We start from the raw sequence: 13,619 nt of genomic DNA, 5'->3' as shown, positions 1-13,619 counted from the left end.
CTCGTTTTGGGAGATACGGCCGGTCCTGGCAGACTGGTACGTCGGCCCCGGTTCACGGACGCGCAATCCGCGCGTACGACCCGGTGCCCTCCCGAACCTAGGAGACACCCTTGAAGCGCGACATCCACCCCCAGTACGTCGAGACGCAGGTCAGCTGCACCTGTGGCGCGTCGTTCACCACCCGCTCCACGCTGGACAGCGGCACCATCCGTGCCGAGGTCTGCTCCGAGTGCCACCCGTTCTACACGGGCAAGCAGAAGATCCTCGACACCGGTGGCCGTGTGGCCCGCTTCGAGGCCCGCTTCGGCAAGGGCGCCAAGGCCGCCGGCAAGTAGCGAGCCGTCCGCGCCGGTCCGCGGCGCCCTCTTCCCGGGGGCGCCGCGACCGGCGTTTTTTTCCGGTCCGGGCACGGGGTCTCCGTACCCCGGCCCCGGCAGGCAACCCACCCGGCCGGCAGGCACGACGAGCGAAGGAACCAGGAGCCCGAGATGTTCGAGGCGGTCGAGGAACTGATCGGCGAGCACGCCGATCTCGAGAAGCAGCTCGCCGACCCCGCGGTCCACGCCGACCAGGGCAACGCGCGCAAGCTCAACAAGCGCTACGCGGAGCTGACCCCGATCGTCGCGACGTACCGCTCCTGGAAGCAGTCCGGCGACGACATCGAGACCGCCCGCGAGTTCGCCGCCGACGACCCCGACTTCGCCGCCGAGGTCAAGGACCTGGAGCAGCAGCGCGAGGAACTCACCGAGAAGCTGCGCCTCCTGCTCGTCCCGCGCGACCCCAGCGACGACAAGGACGTGCTCCTGGAGATCAAGGCCGGGGCGGGCGGCGACGAGTCCGCGCTGTTCGCCGGCGACCTGCTGCGCATGTACCTGCGCTACGCCGAGCGCGTCGGCTGGAAGACCGAGATCATCGACTCCACCGAGTCCGAGCTCGGCGGCTACAAGGACGTCCAGGTCGCCGTGAAGACCAAGGGCGGCAACGGCGCCACCGAGCCCGGCCAGGGCGTCTGGGCCCGGATGAAGTACGAGGGCGGCGTGCACCGCGTGCAGCGCGTGCCCTCCACCGAGTCCCAGGGCCGCATCCACACCTCCGCCGCCGGCGTCCTCGTGACGCCCGAGGCCGAGGAGGTCGACGTCGAGATCCACGCCAACGATCTGCGCATCGACGTGTACCGCTCCTCGGGCCCCGGCGGCCAGTCCGTCAACACGACCGACTCCGCCGTGCGCATCACCCACCTGCCGACGGGCGTCGTCGCCTCCTGCCAGAACGAGAAGAGCCAGCTCCAGAACAAGGAGCAGGCCATGCGCATCCTGCGCTCCCGGCTGCTCGCCGCCGCCCAGGAGGCCGCCGAGCAGGAGGCTTCGGACGTACGTCGCAGCCAGGTGCGTACGGTCGACCGGTCCGAGAAGATCCGGACGTACAACTTCCCGGAAAACCGGATCTCGGACCACCGCGTGGGCTTCAAGGCGTACAACTTGGACCAGGTGCTCGACGGCGACCTCGACGCGGTGATCCAGGCGTGCGTCGACGCCGACTCCGCGGCCAAGCTCGCCGCAGCCTGAGCCCGCCGCCCGCCCCGCCCCGCTCTGAACCCGTACGGAGAACCGCGATGAACCTGCTGCTCGCCGAGGTGGCCCAGGCCACCCAGCGGCTGGCCGACGCCGGTGTTCCCTCACCGAGATTCGATGCCGAGGAACTCGCCGCGTTCGTGCACGGCGTCAAGCGGGGCGAGCTGCACAACGTGCCGGACGCCGACTTCGACGCCCGCTACTGGGAGACGATCGCCCGCCGCGAGGCCCGCGAACCCCTCCAGCACATCACCGGACGCGCCTTCTTCCGGTACCTGGAGCTCCAGGTCGGACCCGGCGTCTTCGTGCCCCGCCCCGAGACCGAGTCGGTCGTCGGCTGGGCCATAGACGCCGTCCGCGCGATGGACGTCGTCGAGCCTCTGATCGTCGACCTGTGCACCGGCTCCGGCGCCATCGCCCTCGCCATGGCCCAGGAGGTCCCGCGCTCCCGCGTGCACGCCGTGGAGCTCTCCGAGGACGCCCTGAAGTGGACCCGGAAGAACGCCGAGAACTCCCGCGTCACCGTGCACCGCGGCGACGCGCTCAGCGCCCTGCCCGAGCTGGACGGCCAGGTCGACCTGGTCATCTCCAACCCCCCGTACATCCCGCTCACCGAGTGGGAGTACGTGGCGCCCGAGGCGCGCGACCACGACCCCGAGATGGCGCTGTTCTCCGGTGAGGACGGCCTCGACACCATCCGCGGCATCGAGCGCACCGCGCACCGCCTGCTCCGCCCCGGCGGCCTCGTCGTCATCGAGCACGCCGACACACAGGGCGGCCAGGTGCCCTGGATCTTCACCGAGGAGCGGGGCTGGGCCGACGCGGCCGACCACCCGGACCTCAACCGGCGCCCCCGCTTCGCCACGGCCCGCAAGGCGATGCCGTGACCGGGGCCGTCCACCCGTACCAGCCCTACCCGTACATGCTTGAGGAGGCCGGCTGATGGCACGGCGATACGACTGCAACGACGCGACCGACCGTGCGACGGGTCTGCGTGAGGCCGCGTCGGCCGTCCGCCGCGGCGAACTCGTCGTGCTGCCCACCGACACGGTGTACGGGATCGGCGCGGACGCCTTCAGCTCCGAGGCCGTCCGCGACCTCCTCGACGCCAAGGGCCGCGGCCGCAACATGCCCACCCCGGTGGTCATCCCGTCGCCCAACACGCTGCACGGCCTGGTCACGGACTTCTCCGAGATGGCCTGGGAGCTGGTCGACGCCTTCTGGCCGGGGGGCCTCACGCTCGTCGCCAAGCACCAGCCGTCGCTCCAGTGGGACCTCGGGGACACCCGGGGCACCGTCGCCATCCGGATGCCGTTGCACCCGGTCGCCATCGAACTGCTCACCGAGACCGGCCCGATGGCCCTGTCCTCGGCGAACCTGACCGGCCACCCCTCGCCGGAGAACTGCGACGCCGCCCAGGAGATGCTCGGCGACTCGGTCTCCGTCTACCTCGACGGCGGCCCGACCCCCGGCATCGTGCCGTCCTCGATCGTCGACGTCACCGGCAAGGTGCCCGTCCTGCTCCGCGCCGGGGCGCTCTCGGCCGAGGAACTGCGCAAGGTGGTACCCGACCTCGAGGTGGCCAATTGACCGCCCCGAGGGGCGTGGCATAGCGGGGCTGCCCGACACTTTCCGCATCCTCCACGTCAGCACCGGCAACGTCTGCCGCTCGCCGATCACCGAGCGGCTGACGCGGCATGCCCTGGTGCACCGGCTCGGCGACCCGCTCCAGGGCGGGCTGATCGTGGAGAGCGCCGGCACCTGGGGTCACGAGGGCGCCCCGATGGAGGCCAACGCCGAGGTGGTGCTCGCCGACTTCGGCGCCGACGCCACGGGGTTCACCGGCCGTGAGCTGCTGGACGAGCACGTGATCCGCGCCGATCTCGTGCTCACCGCCACCCGCGACCACCGCGCCCAGGTCATCTCCATGGGCCACTCCGCCGGACTGCGGACCTTCACGCTCAAGGAGTTCACCCGGCTCGTGCGGGCCATAGACCCGGCGACCCTGCCCGACGCCGGCGAGGAGGGCGTCGTCGAGCGCGCCCGCGCCCTGGTCCGGGCCGCCGCCGCACTGCGCGGCTGGCTGCTCGCGCCGACCGCGGAGGCCGACGAGGTCTACGACCCGTACGGCGCCCCGATCACGTTCTTCCGCTCCGTCGGCGACGAGATCAGCCAGGCCCTCGACCCGGTCGTCACGGCGCTCACCGGGGTTTCGGCGTCCCGCTGACGTTTCGCTCACCGTCCGGGAACGGGCGGGGTCCGACGACCCCGTGGCCACGGGGACAGCGGTCCGTGCAACCATCGCGGACGGCTCCGTGTCCTCAACCATGGGACCTGTCTAGTTAAGGTGTGGGCTGAGATGGCCGGCGATATCTGTGGGGCAGCCCGTGCGTGATTACCTGCTGACACTCTGTGTCACGGCCGCTGTGACCTACTTGCTCACCGGTCCGGTGCGCAAGTTCGCCATCGCGGTCGGGGCGATGCCCGCGATCCGCGCGCGCGACGTCCACCGCGAACCGACCCCGAGGCTCGGCGGTATCGCCATGTTCGGGGGGCTGTGCGCGGGGCTGATCGTCGCCAACCACCTGGCCAACCTGGACGGCGTCTTCGAGCTGTCCAGCGAACCGCGCGCGCTGCTCTCCGGGGCGGCGCTGATCTGGCTGATCGGCGTCCTGGACGACAAGTTCGAAATCGACGCGCTGATCAAGCTCGGCGGGCAGATGCTCGCCGCCGCCGTCATGGTCCTCCAGGGCCTGACGATCCTGTGGCTGCCGATCCCGGGCGTCGGCACCGTGGCCCTCACTCCGTGGCAGGGCACGCTGCTCACCGTGGCACTGGTCGTCATCACGATCAACGCGGTCAACTTCGTGGACGGCCTGGACGGGCTCGCGGCCGGCATGGTGCTCATCGCCGCCGCCGCGTTCTTCCTGTACACCTACCGGCTCTGGTACGGGCACACCATCGAGGCCGCCGCCCCGGCGACGCTCTTCGCGGCGATCCTGATGGGCATGTGCCTCGGCTTCCTGCCGCACAACATGCATCCCGCGCGGATCTTCATGGGCGACTCGGGCTCGATGCTGATCGGGCTCGTGCTCGCGGCGGGCGCGATCTCGGTGACCGGGCAGGTCGACCCGGACAACATGAGGCTCTTCGAGGGCAGTGAGCGCCAGGCGACCCACGCGATGCTCCCGGTGTTCATCCCGCTGCTGCTGCCGCTGACCATCATCGCCATCCCGGCGGCGGACCTGGTGCTGGCGATCGTGCGGCGCACCTGGAACGGCCAGTCGCCGTTCGCGGCGGACCGCGGCCACCTGCACCACCGGCTGCTCAACATCGGCCACTCGCACAGCCGGTCGGTGCTGATCATGTACTTCTGGTCGGCGCTGATCGCCTTCGGCGCGGTGGGGTACTCGGTGCACTCGACGTCGATGTGGATCGTCCTGGTGATCGTGGGCCTGAGCGCGCTGGGCCTGATCCTGCTGCTGATGCCCCGCTTCACCCCGCGCGCCCCGCGCTGGGCGGAACGCTTCGTCCCGCCGCGCTACCGCCGCAGACGGCGTCGCGGCGAGGGGCCGGGGGCAGCCGCGGCGTCGGACGAGGCCGCGGAAGGCCGTGAGGAGCCGGCTGAGGCCGTCGAGGGACTGCCGGTGACCTTGGAGACCCCGGGAGGGCAGGAGGGCCGCGAGCCCGCCTCACAGGCCCCGCCCGCCGCAGGAGTCTCGGGCGTCAACGGCGCGACCGCGATCGGCTCCCGCTCCCGCTTCGCGGACCGGCGCAAGGCCGGCTCCACGCACCGCTGAGCCGACGGAGCTTGCGGGCAAGGCACTTGGTGTCGGCCCGGGGGTGCCGTATGTCTCACGTAGCTCGTGGGGGCGCACCAGGCTGCGCGATGTTGACGACCGGGCTCGGCTTCGAACAGGGTTGCCGCGCACCGCGATTCCGCACGGAAATAAGTCCCCATTACAGGACAATCCTCCGCCCCGGACGCTCACGCGCGCAGGTTCACACTCAGGTGTGACAGCGAGCACACTTTCTTGGTAAAGACCTCATCAAATAGTTTGTGATACCGTTCACGAACCCGGTGGTTGAGCCGAAGGGCCTGAGTAACGCGGTCCATTGGACCGAAAGGCATCGACTCGATCCGGCCCTACGCTCGTCCCTGACGACACATCGCCCACCCCCCTGCAAAGCGGAGCTGCCCCATGCCGTCCAGCGACGTCCGGACTCTCCTTCACGCCGCCGTGCCCACCGCTGCCGCCGGCGCCATCGCCGCCGCGGTCAGCGCGGGTGTCGCAGGCGGCAAGGGGGCCCTGGGTGCCGTCGTCGCGACGGTCGTGGTCATCGTCTTCATGGGGATCGGCCTCGTGGTCCTGCAACGGACCGCGAAGTCACTGCCCCACCTGTTCCAGGCCATGGGGCTGATGCTCTACACGGCTCAGCTGCTCCTGCTCTTCATCTTCGTCGCGGCATTCAAGAACACCACGGTGTTCAACCCCAAGGCCTTCGCCCTCACACTGGTCGTGACGACCCTCGTGTGGATCGGGGCGCAGGCGCGTGCGCACATGAAGGCCAAGATCCTTTACGTGGAGCCCGAGTCGGAGTCCGACAAGAGCGAGAAGCCCAAGAACTCGGGGCCCAGATCGTGAAGGGTAGGGGCGGGATAAAGGGGGGTTCAGGACCCTGCTATCGTCCGGTTCCAACTGCGGCACTGCGGGCGCGTGCATGTGAGCTGACGCCTGCTCGATCGCGAGGCTCACATGCCTGACTGCCGCTCACACATCCGAAACACCAGTCCAGTGCCGAACCGCGGCTGCGCGCCGCGCCGACACAACGAGGTTGCCGTACCTATGCGCCACGCTGAAGGAGCCCGCGGTGAGTGCTGACCCGACACAGGTGCTCGCCTTCGAGACCGATTGCCACATCTTCGACGGTTGTGGTTTCCCGGCACCCGGCCTGCACTCGTTCCTGTTCGAGCCCCTCTGGGGCGACGCGGACAGCAACCTGTACTTCAACAAGCCGATGCTGCTGGCCCTGCTCGGCTCGATCGTCATCGTCGGTTTCTTCTGGGCCGCCTTCCGTAAGCCGAAGGTCGTCCCGGGCAAGCTGCAGATGGTCGCCGAGACGGGATACGACTTCATCCGCCGCGGCATCGTCCACGAGACGATCGGCAAGCGCGAGGGCGAGAAGTACGTTCCGCTCGTCGTCTCGCTGTTCTTCTTCGTCTGGATGATGAACCTCTGGTCGATCATCCCGGTCGCCCAGTTCCCGGTGACGGCGATCATCGCGTACCCCGCGGTGCTCGCGGCGATCGTCTACATCGTCTGGGTCAGCCTGACGTTCAAGCGCCACGGTTTCGTCGGGGCGTTCAAGAACTTCACGGGCTACGACAAGTCGCTCGGCGCCGTCGCGTACCTGGCCGCCGCGATCGAGCTGTTCTCGAACCTGCTGGTGCGGCCCTTCACCCACGCGGTGCGACTGTTCGCGAACATGTTCGCCGGCCACACGCTGCTGCTGCTGTTCACGCTCGCCAGCTGGTACCTGCTGAACGGCATCGGCTTTGCCTACGCAGGCGTCTCGTTCCTGATGACGATCGTGATGACCGCCTTCGAGCTCTTCGTGCAGGCCCTGCAGGCGTACGTCTTCGTCCTGCTGACCTGCACCTACATCCAGGGCGCGCTCGCAGAGCACCACTGAGTCCCGCTCCCACATTCCGCAGTCGTCCGGTGGCCAACCCCCACCGGTTCTTGAAAGAGAAGGAAGAACTGGCATGTCCCAGACCCTTGCCGCTGTCACCGGCGACCTGAAGGCTCTCGGCTCCATCGGTTACGGCCTCGCGGCCATCGGCCCCGGCGTCGGCGTCGGCATCATCTTCGGTAACGGCACCCAGGCCCTCGCCCGCCAGCCCGAGGCCGCCGGTCTCATCCGCGCCAACCAGATCCTCGGCTTCGCCTTCTGTGAGGCGCTCGCCCTCATCGGTCTGGTCATGCCGTTCGTCTACGGCTCCTGATCCACGGATCGCAGACCAGCCCACTAGACGAAAGGCACTGACGTGAACCCCCTGGTTCAGCTCGCGGCCGAGGAAGCGGAAAACCCGCTCATTCCGCCGATCCCTGAGCTCGTCATTGGCCTCATCGCCTTCCTCATCGTTTTCGGCTTCCTCGCCAAGAAGCTCCTCCCGAACATCAACAAGGTTCTGGAAGAGCGTCGCGAGGCCATCGAAGGCGGTATCGAAAAGGCCGATGCGGCCCAGACCGAGGCCCAGAGCGTGCTTGAGCAGTACAAGGCTCAGCTCGCCGAGGCCCGCCACGAGGCCGCTCGTATGCGCCAGGAGGCGCAGGAGCAGGGCGCCGTGATCCTGCAGGAGATGCGCGCCGAGGGCCAGCGCCAGCGCGACGAGATCGTCGCCGCCGGCCACGCCCAGATCGAGGCCGACCGCAAGGCGGCCGCCGCCGCGCTGCGCCAGGACGTGGGCAAGCTCGCCACCGACCTGGCCGGCAAGCTCGTCGGCGAGTCCCTGGAGGACCACGCCCGGCAGAGCGGCACCGTCGACCGCTTCCTCGACGAGCTCGAGGCGAAGGCCGAGGCCGTCCGATGAACAGCGCGAGCCGCGAGGCACTGGCTGCCGCACGCGAGCGTCTCGACGCGCTGACCGACTCCACGTCGGTCGACGCGACGAAGCTCGCCGAGGATCTGGCCGGCGTCACGGCGCTGCTGCACCGCGAGGTGTCGCTGCGCCGGGTCCTGACCGACCCGGCGCAGCCGGGCGAGGCCAGGGCCGAGCTGGCAGGCCGCCTGCTCGGCGGCCAGGTGGGCGGCGAAGCCGTCGACCTGGTCTCCGGCATGGTCCGCTCGCGCTGGTCGCAGTCGCGTGACCTGGTCGACTCGGTCGAGGAACTGGCGAACACCGCCGACCTCACCGCCGCGCAGCGCAACGGCGACCTGGACGACGTCGAGGACGAACTCTTCCGGTTCGGCCGCATCGTCGCCTCGGACACCGCTCTGCGCGCCGCGCTCACCAGCCGGACCGCGACTCCGGCCGCCAAGGGCGAGCTGCTCCGCAGCCTGCTCGGCGGCAAGGCGCGGCCGACCACCGAGCGCGTCATCGTGCGGCTTGTCACCCAGCCGCGTGGACGTAGCCTGGAAGCGGGACTCGACTCCCTCTCCAAGCTCGCCGCGGAGCGTCGGGAGCGCACGGTCGCGATCGTCACCTCGGCGGTGCCGCTCAGCGACCGGCAGAAGCAGCGCCTGGGCGCGGCCCTGGCGAAGATCTACGGCCGGCAGATGCACCTGAACCTGGACGTGGACCCCGAGGTCCTCGGCGGGATCGCGGTGCGGGTCGGCGACGAGGTCATCAACGGCACCGTCGCGGAACGCCTCGACGAGGCGACCCGTCGCATGGCCGGCTGACACAAGCGCAGCGCAACAGAACAGAGCAAGACCAGCGGCCCGGTTGGGCCGTGCAGAAACTGCAGAAGATTCCTGGGGGTCGGCCCCCAGACCCCCTTAAGAAACTTCGGGCCCAACAAGGAGAGCAGGGAACCCAGATGGCGGAGCTCACGATCCGGCCGGAGGAGATCCGGGACGCGCTGGAGAACTTTGTCCAGTCGTACAAGCCGGACGCGGCCTCGCGCGAGGAGGTCGGTACGGTCAGCGTTGCCGGCGACGGCATCGCGAAGGTGGAGGGCCTGCCCTCCGCCATGGCGAACGAGCTGCTGAAGTTCGAGGACGGCACCCTCGGTCTCGCCCTCAACCTCGAGGAGCGCGAGATCGGTGCGATCGTCCTCGGCGAGTTCAGCGGCATCGAGGAGGGCCAGCCGGTGCAGCGCACCGGTGAGGTGCTCTCCGTCGGCGTCGGCGAGGGTTACCTCGGCCGCGTCGTCGACCCGCTCGGCAACCCGATCGACGGTCTCGGCGAGATCGCGACCGACGGCCGCCGCGCCCTCGAGCTGCAGGCCCCTGGCGTCATGGTCCGCAAGTCGGTGCACGAGCCGATGCAGACCGGCTACAAGGCCGTCGACGCGATGGTGCCGATCGGCCGCGGCCAGCGTCAGCTGATCATCGGCGACCGTCAGACGGGTAAGACCGCTCTGGCCGTCGACACGATCATCAACCAGCGCGACAACTGGCGCTCGGGCGACGTGAACAAGCAGGTGCGCTGCATCTACGTCGCCATCGGTCAGAAGGGCTCCACCATCGCCTCCGTGCGCGGTGCCCTCGAAGAGGCCGGCGCGCTCGAGTACACGACCATCGTCGCCGCCCCGGCGTCCGACCCGGCCGGCTTCAAGTACCTGGCGCCGTACACCGGCTCGGCCATCGGCCAGCACTGGATGTACCAGGGCAAGCACGTCCTGATCATCTTCGACGACCTCTCGAAGCAGGCCGACGCCTACCGCGCCGTGTCCCTGCTGCTGCGCCGTCCGCCGGGCCGCGAGGCCTACCCGGGCGACGTCTTCTACCTCCACTCGCGTCTGCTGGAGCGCTGCGCCAAGCTCTCCGACGACATGGGTGCCGGTTCGATGACGGGCCTCCCGATCGTCGAGACCAAGGCGAACGACGTGTCGGCGTTCATCCCGACCAACGTCATCTCCATCACCGACGGCCAGTGCTTCCTGGAGTCCGACCTGTTCAACGCCGGCCAGCGTCCGGCCCTGAACGTCGGTATCTCGGTCTCCCGCGTCGGTGGCTCCGCCCAGCACAAGGCGATGCGCCAGGTGTCCGGTCGGCTCCGCGTGGACCTCGCCCAGTACCGCGAGCTGGAGGCGTTCGCCGCCTTCGGTTCCGACCTGGACGCGGCCTCGAAGGCCTCGCTGGAGCGCGGTAAGCGCATGGTCGAGCTGCTGAAGCAGCCGCAGTACGCCCCGTTCCCGGTCGAGGAGCAGGTCGTCTCCGTCTGGGCCGGCACCAACGGCAAGATGGACGACGTCCCGGTCGAGGACATCCGCCGCTTCGAGTCGGAGCTGCTGGAGTACCTGCGTCGCGAGCGCAAGGACCTCCTCACCAGCATCCGCGAGGGCGCCAAGATGTCCGACGACACGCTGCAGGCGATCGCCGACGCCGTCGCCGCCTTCAAGCAGCAGTTCGAGACCTCGGACGGCAAGCTCCTGGGCGAGGGCTGATCGATGGGCGCTCAGCTTCGCGTTTACAAGCGCCGCATCCGCTCCGTCACCGCCACGAAGAAGATCACCAAGGCGATGGAGATGATCGCCGCCTCGCGCATCGTCAAGGCGCAGCGCCAGGTGGCGGCGTCGACGCCGTACGCGACCGAGCTCACCCGTGCGGTGACCGCGGTGGCGGGCGGCTCCACCACCAAGCACCCGCTGACCACCGAGGCCGAGTCCCCGGCCCGGGCCGCGATCCTGCTCATCACGAGCGACCGCGGTCTGGCCGGCGGTTACTCCTCCAACGCCATCAAGGCCGCGGAGAAGCTGACCGAGCGGCTCCGCGGTGAGGGCAAGGAGGTCGACACGTACGTGATCGGCCGCAAGGGTGTCGCCTACTACGGGTTCCGCGAGCGGAAGATCTCGGACTCGTGGACCGGCTTCACCGACAGCCCGACGTACGCGGATGCCAAGCGGGCGGCTGCACCGCTGATCGAGGCGGTCTCCAAGGAGACCGCCGAGGGCGGCGTCGACGAGCTGCACATCGTCTTCACGGAGTTCGTGTCGATGATGACGCAGAACCCGGTCGACGACCGGATGCTGCCGCTCAGTCTCGGTGCCACGGAGCAGGAGGACGGCAAGGGCGAGATCCTGCCGCTCTTCGACTTCGAGCCGTCGGCGGAGGACGTCCTCGACGCCCTGCTTCCGCGGTACGTCGAGAGCCGTATCTACAACGCGCTGCTTCAGGCCGCTGCTTCCGAGCACGCTGCCCGCCGCCGCGCGATGAAGTCGGCCACCGACAACGCCGGTGAGCTCATCAAGACGCTCTCCCGGCTTGCCAACGCGGCCCGCCAGGCCGAAATCACCCAGGAAATCAGCGAGATCGTCGGTGGTGCCAGTGCGCTGGCCGACGCGACCGCGGGGAGTGACAAGTAATGACGACCACAGTTGAGACGGCCGTTGCCACGGGCCGCGTCGCCCGGGTCATCGGCCCGGTCGTCGACGTGGAGTTCCCCGTCGACGCGATGCCGGAGATCTACAACGCGCTGACCGTCGAGGTGGCCGACCCGGCCGAGGACGGCAAGCTCAAGACGTTGACGCTCGAGGTCGCCCAGCACCTCGGTGACGGCGTGATCCGCGCGATCTCGATGCAGCCCACCGACGGTCTGGTCCGCCAGGCCCCGGTGACCGACACGGGCACGGGCATCACCGTCCCCGTCGGTGACATCACCAAGGGCAAGGTGTTCAACACCCTCGGCCAGATCCTCAACAAGCCCGAGGCCGAGGCCGAGGTCACCGAGCGCTGGCCGATCCACCGCAAGGCGCCCAACTTCGACCAGCTCGAGTCCAAGACCGAGATGTTCGAGACCGGCGTCAAGGTCATCGACCTCCTCACCCCGTACGTCAAGGGTGGAAAGATCGGTCTGTTCGGTGGTGCCGGTGTCGGCAAGACCGTGCTGATCCAGGAGATGATCTACCGCGTCGCCAACAACCACGACGGTGTGTCGGTGTTCGCGGGCGTCGGTGAGCGTACCCGTGAGGGCAACGACCTCATCGAGGAGATGGCCGACTCCGGCGTCATCGACAAGACGGCGCTCGTCTTCGGCCAGATGGACGAGCCGCCGGGGACCCGTCTCCGCGTCGCCCTGGCCGGTCTGACCATGGCGGAGTACTTCCGCGATGTGCAGAAGCAGGACGTGCTCTTCTTCATCGACAACATCTTCCGGTACACCCAGGCCGGTTCCGAGGTGTCCACCCTGCTCGGCCGTATGCCGTCCGCGGTGGGTTACCAGCCGAACCTGGCCGACGAGATGGGTCTGCTCCAGGAGCGCATCACGTCGACCCGCGGTCACTCGATCACCTCGATGCAGGCGATCTACGTCCCCGCGGACGACCTGACCGACCCGGCGCCGGCGACCACCTTCGCCCACCTCGACGCGACGACGGTTCTCTCCCGTCCGATCTCCGAGAAGGGCATCTACCCGGCCGTGGACCCGCTGGACTCGACGTCCCGCATCCTCGACCCGCGGTACATCGCGGCGGACCACTACGCGGCCGCCATGCGTGTCAAGGGGATCCTCCAGAAGTACAAGGACCTCCAGGACATCATCGCGATCCTCGGTATCGACGAGCTGGGCGAGGAGGACAAGCTCGTCGTCCACCGTGCCCGTCGCGTCGAGCGCTTCCTGTCGCAGAACACCCACGTCGCCAAGCAGTTCACCGGCGTGGACGGTTCGGACGTTCCGCTCGACGAGTCGATCGCCGCGTTCAACGCCATCTGCGACGGTGAGTACGACCACTTCCCCGAGCAGGCGTTCTTCATGTGCGGTGGCATCGAGGACCTGAAGGCCAACGCCAAGGAGCTCGGCGTCTCCTGAGCCCCCGGCTCACAGAGGGGGGCGGGTGCGTCCCGTCCCCCTCACCACGCCCCGTAGAATTGACCCAACACCCGGCACGACCGCCGGGTGGTGACCCGAGGAGCCACCCTTGGCTGCTGAGCTGCACGTCGAGCTGGTCGCCGCGGACCGCAGTGTCTGGTCCGGCGAGGCCACCCTGGTCGTCGCGCGCACCACGTCCGGCGACATCGGCGTCATGCCCGGTCACCAGCCGCTTCTGGGTGTGCTGGAATCGGGCCCGGTGACGATCCGTACGAGCGACGGCGGCACCGTCGTCGCCGCGGTGCACGGCGGTTTCATCTCGTTCGCGGACGACAAGCTCTCGCTTCTCGCCGAGATCGCCGAGCTTGCCGACGAGATCGACGTCCAGCGTGCCGAGCGCGCGCTGGAGCGTGCGAAGTCGGACACGGACGCCGCTTCCGAGCGGCGCGCCGAAGTGCGACTGCGTGCGGTGGCGGCACACTAGCCACCTCACGACATGGATTTACCCTCAGCCGCGGCCCGTGCCGGAGACCCCTCCGGACCGTGTCGCGGCTGAGGCGATGCAGATGCAG

Annotated in this window: 15 protein-coding genes; all 15 read left to right on the top strand. The window is 69.1% G+C overall.

Annotation, left to right across the window (positions count from 1 at the left end):
* Window positions 1-110: 110 nt before the first annotated feature.
* The 15 genes from rpmE (at window position 111) to BLW14_RS09300 (ending at window position 13,531) form a co-directional block, all read left to right on the top strand.
* The gene (gene rpmE / locus BLW14_RS09370) at window positions 111-335 is read left to right on the top strand and encodes a 50S ribosomal protein L31 (RefSeq protein WP_018102644.1); all 225 of its coding nucleotides are present in this window, start codon (window positions 111-113) and stop codon (window positions 333-335) included.
* Window positions 336-488: 153 nt separating this feature from the next.
* Window positions 489-1,565: a peptide chain release factor 1 gene (prfA, locus tag BLW14_RS09365; RefSeq protein WP_093706163.1), complete on the top strand. Its 1,077-nt coding sequence runs from the start codon at window positions 489-491 to the stop codon at window positions 1,563-1,565.
* A gap of 47 nt (window positions 1,566-1,612) precedes the next feature.
* Complete coding sequence (gene prmC / locus BLW14_RS09360; protein WP_093706161.1) at window positions 1,613-2,458, top strand: peptide chain release factor N(5)-glutamine methyltransferase; 846 nt, start codon at window positions 1,613-1,615, stop codon at window positions 2,456-2,458.
* A 55-nt stretch (window positions 2,459-2,513) separates the two neighbouring features.
* Entirely contained in the window at window positions 2,514-3,161 is a 648-nt protein-coding gene (locus BLW14_RS09355; protein WP_018521139.1) for an L-threonylcarbamoyladenylate synthase, read from the top strand.
* Window positions 3,157-3,798, top strand: a complete 642-nt coding sequence (locus BLW14_RS09350; protein ID WP_093706159.1) for an arsenate reductase/protein-tyrosine-phosphatase family protein — start codon at window positions 3,157-3,159, stop codon at window positions 3,796-3,798. The genes BLW14_RS09355 and BLW14_RS09350 overlap by 5 nt, the downstream gene beginning before the upstream one ends.
* A 148-nt stretch (window positions 3,799-3,946) precedes the next feature.
* Complete coding sequence (locus tag BLW14_RS09345) at window positions 3,947-5,371, top strand: MraY family glycosyltransferase (protein ID WP_093706157.1); 1,425 nt, start codon at window positions 3,947-3,949, stop codon at window positions 5,369-5,371.
* Between the two features lie 402 nt (window positions 5,372-5,773).
* A complete protein-coding gene (locus BLW14_RS09340; protein WP_093706155.1) occupies window positions 5,774-6,217 on the top strand; it encodes a Cg1360 family ATP-synthase-associated protein in 444 nt (147 codons plus the stop codon).
* 226 nt (window positions 6,218-6,443) lie between these two features.
* The gene (gene atpB / locus BLW14_RS09335) at window positions 6,444-7,265 is read left to right on the top strand and encodes a F0F1 ATP synthase subunit A (RefSeq protein WP_093706153.1); all 822 of its coding nucleotides are present in this window, start codon (window positions 6,444-6,446) and stop codon (window positions 7,263-7,265) included.
* Between the two features lie 73 nt (window positions 7,266-7,338).
* Window positions 7,339-7,578 carry an ATP synthase subunit c family protein gene (locus BLW14_RS09330; RefSeq protein WP_005311859.1) on the top strand — a complete coding sequence of 80 codons (240 nt, stop codon included), beginning with the start codon at window positions 7,339-7,341 and terminating at the stop codon, window positions 7,576-7,578.
* 42 nt (window positions 7,579-7,620) lie between these two features.
* Window positions 7,621-8,166 (top strand): F0F1 ATP synthase subunit B, encoded by a 546-nt coding sequence (locus BLW14_RS09325; RefSeq protein WP_018521145.1) that lies wholly within the window; start codon window positions 7,621-7,623, stop codon window positions 8,164-8,166.
* The gene (locus tag BLW14_RS09320; protein WP_093706151.1) at window positions 8,163-8,978 is read left to right on the top strand and encodes a F0F1 ATP synthase subunit delta; all 816 of its coding nucleotides are present in this window, start codon (window positions 8,163-8,165) and stop codon (window positions 8,976-8,978) included. Before BLW14_RS09325 ends, BLW14_RS09320 begins: the two co-directional genes overlap by 4 nt.
* Before the next feature lie 137 nt (window positions 8,979-9,115).
* A complete protein-coding gene (gene atpA, locus BLW14_RS09315) occupies window positions 9,116-10,687 on the top strand; it encodes a F0F1 ATP synthase subunit alpha (RefSeq protein ID WP_093706149.1) in 1,572 nt (523 codons plus the stop codon).
* Window positions 10,688-10,690: 3 nt separating this feature from the next.
* Window positions 10,691-11,605 carry a F0F1 ATP synthase subunit gamma gene (locus BLW14_RS09310; RefSeq protein WP_093706147.1) on the top strand — a complete coding sequence of 305 codons (915 nt, stop codon included), beginning with the start codon at window positions 10,691-10,693 and terminating at the stop codon, window positions 11,603-11,605.
* Window positions 11,605-13,047: a F0F1 ATP synthase subunit beta gene (gene atpD / locus BLW14_RS09305; protein ID WP_093706145.1), complete on the top strand. Its 1,443-nt coding sequence runs from the start codon at window positions 11,605-11,607 to the stop codon at window positions 13,045-13,047. Before BLW14_RS09310 ends, atpD begins: the two co-directional genes overlap by 1 nt.
* A gap of 109 nt (window positions 13,048-13,156) precedes the next feature.
* Window positions 13,157-13,531: a F0F1 ATP synthase subunit epsilon gene (locus tag BLW14_RS09300; protein WP_018521150.1), complete on the top strand. Its 375-nt coding sequence runs from the start codon at window positions 13,157-13,159 to the stop codon at window positions 13,529-13,531.
* Window positions 13,532-13,619 lie beyond the last annotated feature (88 nt).

Source organism: Streptomyces sp. 2131.1, from assembly GCF_900105515.1.
GTDB classification, from domain to species: domain Bacteria; phylum Actinomycetota; class Actinomycetes; order Streptomycetales; family Streptomycetaceae; genus Streptomyces; species Streptomyces drozdowiczii.
The sequence above is the reverse complement of the archived record's forward strand: the minus strand, read 5'-3'. Positions and strand labels throughout refer to the sequence as shown.